1 protein-coding gene is annotated in these 679 nt (G+C 58.2%); it reads right to left on the minus strand.

The features are described 5' to 3' along the window. Positions 1–679, minus strand: a 679-nt coding sequence (locus ACX1DY_RS31465) for a condensation domain-containing protein (RefSeq protein ID WP_458968050.1), incomplete at both ends; no start/stop codon positions are given.

Here is a 679-nt window from a genome sequence, read left to right on the forward strand (position 1 = left end):
CCAGTAGGCTATCCCTTCCGCCTTCTTCAATTCGAAGACGACGGGATAGATGCTCGTAAACCAACCTACCGTTCTCGTCACGTCCACGTCACCCAATACTTCTTCCCGGCCGTGGCCTTCCAGATGAATGGCCAGCGTATCGTGACCCGTCCACTCCTGCATCGCCAGGCCGAGCGCCGCGAGCAGCACGTCGTTCATTTCCGTCTTGTACGCATGGTGCGTTCCCGTCAGCAAGTTTTTCGTTTCCTTCTCGCTTAAGCTAATCGCCGATCTTGTACTGCTTCCGATCGTACGCGCTCCGCCGCTTTCCCCGTCTTTGGGCAGCGGTTGTAGTTGATCCTTGCGGCTTTCTTCCTGCCGCCAATATGGAGCTTCCCTCAGCAGTTTCCAGCTCTGTGCATAGCTCCCCATCCGCTCCGACCACGTCCGGTACGAATGTGTTTTGCCCGGCAACGCGACAGACTCTCCGCGCAGCCGCTGCTCGTATCCCACTGCGAAATCTTCCAACAGAATTCGCCAGGACACCCCGTCCACGATAAGGTGATGGATCGCGATCAGCAGATGGTCGCCGCTGCCCGTTCGGAACAATCCAAGCTGCATCAGCGGACCGGTTTCCAGATTCATCGCCTGCTGGACAAGCGTCGCCTTCTGCTCGACCGCTGCACTGACGTCCGCTTCC

Source organism: Paenibacillus sp. BAC0078 (assembly GCF_054483875.1).